Origin of the sequence: Streptomyces panacea, from assembly GCF_040560175.1 — a bacterium.
Lineage (GTDB): Bacteria > Actinomycetota > Actinomycetes > Streptomycetales > Streptomycetaceae > Streptomyces > Streptomyces panacea.
Genome location: NZ_JARJHW010000267.1, coordinates 1 through 7,625, shown reverse-complemented (window position 1 = coordinate 7,625; position 7,625 = coordinate 1). Strand labels below are relative to the sequence as shown.

The 7,625-nt window shown below is 72.3% G+C and carries 6 protein-coding genes; 4 read left to right on the top strand and 2 right to left on the bottom strand.

Annotated features, from left to right (window positions below):
- Both ftsL and rsmH read right to left on the bottom strand, forming a co-directional pair.
- Positions 1 to 602, bottom strand: a 602-nt coding sequence (ftsL, locus tag P3L51_RS33930) for a cell division protein FtsL (RefSeq protein ID WP_354609201.1), incomplete at its 3' end; no start/stop codon positions are given.
- A complete protein-coding gene (gene rsmH, locus P3L51_RS33925; protein ID WP_354609200.1) occupies positions 599 to 1,555 on the bottom strand; it encodes a 16S rRNA (cytosine(1402)-N(4))-methyltransferase RsmH in 957 nt (318 codons plus the stop codon). The genes ftsL and rsmH, both read right to left, overlap by 4 nt.
- Before the next feature lie 463 nt (positions 1,556 to 2,018).
- On the opposite strand from rsmH, the gene P3L51_RS33920 reads away from it, so the two are divergent.
- The 4 genes from P3L51_RS33920 to P3L51_RS33905 all read left to right on the top strand — a co-directional run bounded on the left by P3L51_RS33920 (position 2,019) and on the right by P3L51_RS33905 (position 7,603).
- Positions 2,019 to 2,582, top strand: coding sequence for a beta-class carbonic anhydrase (locus tag P3L51_RS33920; protein WP_354609199.1), 564 nt, complete (start codon positions 2,019 to 2,021; stop codon positions 2,580 to 2,582).
- 205 nt (positions 2,583 to 2,787) lie between these two features.
- On the top strand, positions 2,788 to 3,825 hold the full coding sequence (locus P3L51_RS33915; protein ID WP_354609198.1) for an AAA family ATPase: 1,038 nt from the start codon (positions 2,788 to 2,790) through the stop codon (positions 3,823 to 3,825).
- Complete coding sequence (locus P3L51_RS33910) at positions 3,825 to 5,183, top strand: DUF58 domain-containing protein (RefSeq protein ID WP_354609197.1); 1,359 nt, start codon at positions 3,825 to 3,827, stop codon at positions 5,181 to 5,183. The genes P3L51_RS33915 and P3L51_RS33910 overlap by 1 nt, the downstream gene beginning before the upstream one ends.
- Positions 5,180 to 7,603, top strand: a complete 2,424-nt coding sequence (locus P3L51_RS33905; protein WP_354609196.1) for a transglutaminase TgpA family protein — start codon at positions 5,180 to 5,182, stop codon at positions 7,601 to 7,603. The genes P3L51_RS33910 and P3L51_RS33905 overlap by 4 nt, the downstream gene beginning before the upstream one ends.
- The last annotated feature ends 22 nt before the right edge of the window (positions 7,604 to 7,625 follow it).

Genomic DNA, 7,625 nt, shown 5'->3' with positions numbered 1-7,625 from the left:
GGGGGGGTGGGGGGGCCGGACGCAGGTCCGGTGGTGGGCGCGCCGGGCGGGCCCACCGGGGTGGAGGGGGTGTTCGACGGGGCACCGGACGTGGTTCCTCCTGAGGAGGACGGCGACGCCGGTGAATCCGTGGCCGGCGCCGACGGTGTCACGGAGGGTGCGAGCGAGGCGGGCAGGCTCGGGGCGAGGGGCGGGACGGCCTCCATGGCGGAGGGTGCGGCGTACGGGAGCGCGTCGGCCTTGGAGGGGACGCCGCTGATCCCGCCGTCCTGGTCGAGGAAGGCGGGGCTGCCGCCGGGGACCATGCCGAGCTGCCGCGCGCGGCGCTGGAGCGCGTCGGGCGCCGAGAGGTTGTCCACGTCCCGCTGGAGCGCCTGCTGTTCGTCGGTCAGGTCGGTGGTCTGCTTCTTGAGCTCGCTCAGCTGGAACGACCCCGTGTTGAGCGAGGAGTTCAGCAGGAGCAGCGTGATCAGCCCGCCGCCGAGGAGGAGAACGACCAGCAGGACGAAGGGTGTACGCGCCGCGGTACTCGGCCCGGTCGTCGGCATCAGCCGGGCGAGCCGCGCGGCGCGCCCCCTCAGCTGCCTGGCCGGTCCGCTCACCGCACGTCCTCCCGGATCCGCTCGGCGCCGCGCAGCCGGGCGGGGGCGGCCCGGCGGTTCTCGGCGACCTCTTCCTCGGTGGGCAGTTCGGCGCCGCGCGTCAGGAGTTTGAGCCTCGGCTGGTAGCGCTCGGGCACGACGGGCAGGCCGCGCGGCGCGGTGTTGGCGGCGCCGGCCGCGAAGACCTGCTTGACCAGGCGGTCTTCGAGGGAGTGGTAGGCGAGTACGGCGATACGGCCGCCGACGGCGAGGGACGCCACGGCGGCCGGGACGGCCGCCTCCACCGAGGACAGCTCGCCGTTGACCTCGATGCGCAGTGCCTGGAAGGTGCGCTTGGCGGGGTTGCCGCCGGTGCGCTTGGCGGCCTGCGGCAGCGCGTCACGGATGAGTTCGACCAGCCGGGCGCTGTTGGTGAAGGGCTCGACTGCGCGTTCCCGGACGACGGCCGACACGATGCGCTTGGCCTGCTTCTCCTCGCCGTACGCCCGCAGGATCCGCACCAGTTCGCCCGGCGGGTAGGTGTTGAGGACCTCGGCGGCGCTCATCCCGGCCGACTGGTCCATGCGCATGTCGAGCGGGGCGTCCTGGGCGTACGCGAACCCCCGCTCCGCCTCGTCGAGTTGCATGGAGGAGACGCCGAGGTCGAAGAGGACGCCCTGGACGTGCGGGATGCCCAGCCGGTCGAGGACGTCGGGGAGTTCGTCGTAGACGGCGTGCACGAGGGTGGCGCGGTCGCCGAACGGGGCCAGGCGCTCGCCGGAGAGCCGTAGTGCCTCCTTGTCCCGGTCGAGCGCGACCAGCCGCGCGGCGGGGAAGGTGCTGAGCAGCGCCTCGCTGTGGCCGCCGAGACCGAGGGTGCAGTCGACGACGACGGCGCCTGGTTCGGCGAGGGCGGGAGCGAGCAGGTGGAGGCACCGGTCGAGCATCACCGGTACGTGCCGGGTGGCGGTCATACCCGGGCCTCGCGGGGCCCGCCGTGCGGGCGGACGGCGCTCTCTGTCAGACACGGCCTGGTTCGCTGGCTGCGCTCGCTCATGCGCCCTCTCAGGTCCGGCGTGGATGTACGTACCGCCGAGCGTGAGGAGGCCGAGCCGCACGTACGCCGCACACGCGGGGGGAATTCGGGGAGTGTTCGGGATGTCCGTGAACTTCGCGTCACTTTAGTCCACAGGTCCCCTCGGTCAATCAACCGGCCAGCGCGTCGCCCGGCCCGCTGCGGCGGACCGCCGGCGAGGATCTTGTGAAGATCCCGACGGGGCGACAACACGATCACGCGCAAGCGGAAAACGGCGTTCGTCACCCTTTCGCCCTGCCGAGCTTCACCCATGTGGCTTACCTCACACCGGGCCTCGTTGACGATGTTTGTCCCGTCGTACAGCAGGCTCCCGGCGCTGGTGAGCATTACCGTCTATAGGTATGTCGACTTCCGCGCACCTCCCCGCCGAGTCCGCCCAGGCACCCGCCGGTCCGGCCCGCACCGACGGCACGGTCACCGACCGTCTCGTGGAAGCCAACCGGCGTTACGCCGGCGACTTCGACGACCCGGGCATGGACGCCCGCCCCGTGCTCCGCGTCGCCGTGGTCGCCTGCATGGACGCCCGTCTCGACCTGCACGACGCGCTGGGCCTGGAGCTCGGTGACTGTCATACGATCCGCAACGCGGGCGGTGTCGTCACCGACGACGTCATACGCTCACTCACCATCAGCCAGCGGGCGCTCAAGACCCGCAGTGTCGTACTCATCCATCACACCGGCTGTGGCCTGGAGGCCATCACCGAGGAGTTCAGGCACGAACTGGAAATGGAGGTCGGGCAGCGTCCGGCCTGGGCCGTGGAGTCCTTCAGGGACGTGGACCAGGATGTACGGCAGTCGATGCAGCGGGTGCGGACATCACCGTTCCTCCTGCACACCGACGACGTGCGCGGTTTCGTCTTCGACGTGTCGACCGGCCTTCTGCGGGAAATCGACCCGACGGACTGACCGCGTCGCCCGCACCAGAAAACACGGCAACTCCGGCAATTCACACCCACTTATCCACAGGCGAGTGACACGAAGCGGTAACGGCTACAAGAATGCGTGAGTGAGCGCGGCGCTCCGGAACCTTCCGGACGCGGCGTCCGTATTTCGGGGTGGGCCGGGCCGTGAGAAGAGCCTCGGCCCGTATGAACGGGCCGAGGAGGGCCGGGTGACGACCTATGACGATCGAGCGAGCCTCACAGATCTGACCACCACAGCGGAGCGTGTCCGCGCATCGGTGGAAGGTGTGATCGAGGGCAAGCCTGAGGTCGTACGGCTTTCGCTGACAGTGCTGCTCGCCGAGGGACATCTGCTCATCGAAGATGTCCCCGGCGTCGGCAAGACGATGCTGGCGAAGACGCTGGCACGCTCCATCGACTGCTCGGTGCGGCGTATCCAGTTCACGCCCGACCTGCTGCCCTCGGACATCACCGGGGTCTCCATCTACGACCAGCAGCGGCGCGACTTCGAGTTCAAGCCCGGAGCGATCTTCGCGCAGATCGTGATCGGCGACGAGATCAACCGCGCCTCGCCCAAGACGCAGTCGGCGCTGCTGGAATCGATGGAGGAGCGCCAGGTCACCATCGACGGGCAGACGTACGAACTGCCCAGTCCCTTCATGGTGGTGGCGACGCAGAACCCGGTCGAGATGGAGGGCACGTATCCGCTGCCCGAGGCGCAGCGCGACCGTTTCATGGCCAGGGTCTCCATCGGCTATCCCAGCGTGGAGGCCGAGTTGGAGATGCTGGACGTGCACGGCGGGATCTCGCCGCTGGACGACCTCCAGCCGGTGGCCCACGCGCACGACATCGTGAAGCTGATCGACGCCGTGCGGAAGGTCCATGTGGCCGACTCCGTGCGGCGGTACGCGGTGGAGCTGGTCGGGGCCACCCGCAGTCACCCGGATCTCAGACTGGGCGCCTCTCCGCGCGCGACGCTGCACCTGCTGCGCGCCGCGAAGGCGTCCGCCGCCCTGAGCGGCCGGGAGTACGCGCTGCCGGACGACGTGCAGGCGCTGGCGGTCGCGGTGCTCGCGCACCGGCTGCTGCCGACGGCGCAGGCGCAGCTCAACCGCCAGACCGCGGAGCAGGTGGTGCAGGAGATCCTCCAGCGCGTCCCGGTGCCGACGGCCGACGGCGGCCGGCAGGCTCCCGTGGCCGCCCCGCCGCTCTACGACCGGCAGCAGCCGGGCGTCCGGCGGCTGTGATGGAGCCCGGCGCCGCCGCCTCGGACACCGAGGACAAGGGCGGGCTGCGGGCGGCGCTGGGCGGTCTCACCACTCGCGGCCGGTCCTTCTTCGCCGCGGGCATCGCGGCGGCGGTCTGCGCCTATGTCCTCGGCCAGGCGGATCTGCTGCGGGTGGGCATGCTCCTGGCCGTGCTGCCGCTGGTCTGTGTGGGCGTGCTGTACCGCACGCGCTACCGGGTCGCCGGCAGCAGGCGGCTCTCGCCGTCCCGGGTGCCCGCGGGGTCCGAGGCCCGTGTCCATCTGCGGATGGACAACGTGTCGCGGCTGCCCACCGGTCTGCTGATGCTCCAGGACCATGTGCCGTACGTGCTGGGTCCGCGCCCCCGGTTCGTCCTGGACCGGGTGGAGGCGGGCGGGCGCCGTGAGGTCTCCTACCGGGTGCGGTCGGACCTGCGCGGGCGCTATCCGCTCGGCCCGCTCCAGCTGCGGCTGAGCGACCCCTTCGGGATGTGCGAGCTGACGCGCTCCTTCAGCGCCCACGACACCCTGACCGTCATCCCGCGCACCGAGCCGCTGCCACCGGTCCGGCTGGCGGGAGCGACGGCGGGGTACGGCGACGGACGGCAGCGTTCGCTGTCGCTGGCCGGCGAGGACGACGTCATCCCGCGCGGCTACCGGCACGGCGACGACCTGCGCCGGGTGCACTGGCGCTCCACGGCGCGCTACGGCGAGCTGATGGTGCGCCGTGAGGAGCAGCCGCAGCGGGCCAGATGCACGGTGCTGCTCGACACCCGGCGGCTCGCCTACCAGGGCGCCGGCCCCGACTCGGCCTTCGAGTGGGCGGTGTCGGGCGCGGCGTCAGCGCTGGTGCACATGCTGGAACGGGGCTTCGCCGTAAGGCTGTTGACGGACACCGGGAATTCGGTGCCCGGCGAGGGCGCCGACGGGTTCGCCGGCTCGACGCAGGAGTCCGCCGACGCGGCCGGACTGATGATGGACACGCTCGCCGTCGTCGACCACTCGGAAGGCGCGGGCCTGTCCCGCGCGTACGACGTGCTGCGCGGCGGGACCGAGGGCCTGCTGATCGCCTTTCTCGGTGATCTCGACGAGGAGCAGACCGCGGTGGCCGGCCGGATGCGGCACCGCAGCGGCGCCGCGGTGGCGTTCGTCCTGGACAGCTCCGGCTGGCTCCGGGACGGCGTCGAACCACCCGCGCGGGTCCAGGACCGGCTGCGGCAGCTGCGCGAGTCCGGCTGGACCGCCCTGGTGGTGCCCGCCGGGGTCGCGCTCCCCGATCTGTGGCAGCAGGCGGCACGACAGCGCACCGAGACGGGTGCGACACAGAGCTCGGCGGGCTTCTCCGGAGGATGGTCATGAGCGGTCGCGCGAGGCTGGCGCTGTGCGCGTTCGCCGCCACGCTGACATCGGCGGGCGCACTGCTGCCGCTGGTCAAGGACAAGGGCTGGTTCGCCCAGGCGGCGTTCATGCTGGCGGTCCTGGTCGGCGTGGGCGCGCTCGGCCGGCGGGTGCCGCTGGCCAGGACGCTGACCGTGGCGCTCCAGGCGGTCGTCGGGCTGCTGATGCTCACGGTGGTGTTCGCCTCCGAGTACGCGGTGGTCGGTCTACTGCCCGGCCCGGAGGTCTTCCTGCGCTTCGGGGAGCTGCTGAACGCGGGCGGCGAGGACGTCGGGCGGTACGCGATCCCGGCGCCGGCGACGGACGGCATCAAGCTGATGCTGGTCGGGGGCGTACTGGTCATCGGTCTCGCCGTGGACGTGCTCGCGGTGACGTTCCGCGGCGCGGCGCCGGCCGGGCTGCCGCTGCTCGCGCTGTACTCGGTCGCCGCCGGCATCTCCGGCGGCGGTGCCTCCTGGCTCTGGTTCCTGCTCGCGGCGGGCGGCTATCTGCTGTTGCTGCTGGCCGAGGGCCGGGACCGGCTCTCGCAGTGGGGCCGGGTCTTCGGCGGCGCTCCGCGCGTGCCGGGACGTACGGCCGCCGGGTTGGACACCGGGGGCGCGGCCACGGCCCCCGTCCGCACGGGCCGCCGTATCGGTGTGATGGCGCTGGGAATCGCGCTCGTGGTGCCCGCCGCGCTGCCGTCGCTGGACGGCGGACTGCTCAACGGCACGGGGGCCGGGGCGGGTTCGGGCCTGGGTGGTGGCACGATCTCCGCCGTCAATCCGCTGGTGTCGCTCCAGGACAACCTCAACCAGCCCGAGGACCGGGAGGCGTTGCGGTACCGGACGAACGCGGAGAGCACCGAGAACCTGTATCTGCGGATCATGGCCCTGGACGACTTCGACGGTACGTCCTGGCGGTTCTCCCAGCGCAGCGTCGAGGACGTGCCGGACAAGCTCCCCGGCCCGCCCGGTCTGCGCGGCGACGTCAGCACCACCGAGATCAAGACGAGTATCTCCGCCGCCGGTTGGTACCGGCAGAACTATCTCCCGATGCCCTACCCGGCGTCGGAGGTGGACATCGAGGGGCGCTGGCGCTTCGAGCCGAGCGGCCGGACCCTGGTCGGCGACCGGGGCGAGACGACGCAGGGCGCGCAGTACCAGGTCACCAGCCTGCTGGTGGAGCCGACGCGTGAGCAGCTCGCGGCGGCGCCGCGGCCCCCCGCCTCGCTGGTGCGGGAGTACACCAAGGTGCCGGACGTCCTGCCGGGAGAGGTGGCGGACACCGCGCGTGAGGTGACCGACGGCGCGGCGAACGACTACGAGAAGGCGGTCAGGCTCCAGGACTGGTTCGCCGTGGACGGCGGCTTCACGTACGACACGCAGGTCGCGTCCGGCACCGGGGTCACGGCCATCAGCCGCTTCCTCAGGGAGAAGGAGGGCTTCTGCGTCCACTTCTCGTTCTCGATGGCGGCGATGGCCCGCACGCTGGGCATTCCGGCGCGGGTGGCGGTGGGCTTCACACCGGGCACACCGCAGTCGGACGGCACGATGTCCGTCGGGCTCCGGGACGCGCACGCCTGGCCCGAGCTGTACTTCGAGGGTGTCGGCTGGACCCGTTTCGAGCCGACGCCGAGCCGGGGCAGCGCGCCGGACTACACGATCCCGGAGGCTCCCTCGGGAGACTCGAGCGATCCGGCGCAGCCCGAGGCGAGCACGTCGTCCGCGCCGAACTCGTCGCCGTCCGCCTCGGAGAGCTGCCCGGCCCAGGCCGCCAGGGCCGGCGACTGCGGCACGAGCGCGCCGGCGGGGGCACTGCCTCCGACGGACTCGGGGACATCCGTCGGGACGGTCGTCGGCATCACGCTGGGTGTCCTGGCGGTGCTGCTGGTGCCACTCCTGCCGCTGCTGTGGCGGACCCGTGTCCGGGCCCGGCGCCTTGGTTCCGGGGGCCGTACGACCGCCGATGCCACGGCGCGCGTGCTGGGCGCCTGGCGGGAGATCGTCGACACGGCCTGGGACCACGGCATCCGTCCCGACGATTCGCAGACCCCGCGCAGGACGGCGGCCCGGATCGTGCGGCTGGGGCGGCTGGAGGGCGAGGCCGCCGATGCCGTGCACCGGGTGGCGCGTGCGGTGGAGCAGGTGCTGTACGCGCCGGAGCCACGGCCCGCCACGGGTCTCGCCGACGACGTCCAGCGGGTGCGTGCGGGCCTGGGCGAAGGGGTGGGGCGCGGAGCGCGGCAGCGCGCGCTTCTCCTGCCGCGCTCGTCCATTCGGGTGATGTGGGGGCTGTCCGCACGATGGGCGGCCGTCACGGACCGCTGGGGAGTGCACCGCCTGGAGCTGGACCGCCGGTGGGCGGCGCTGCTCCGCAGGCCGTCCCGGCAGCGGAGCTGAGCCGACGGGGCCGAGAAGGGTC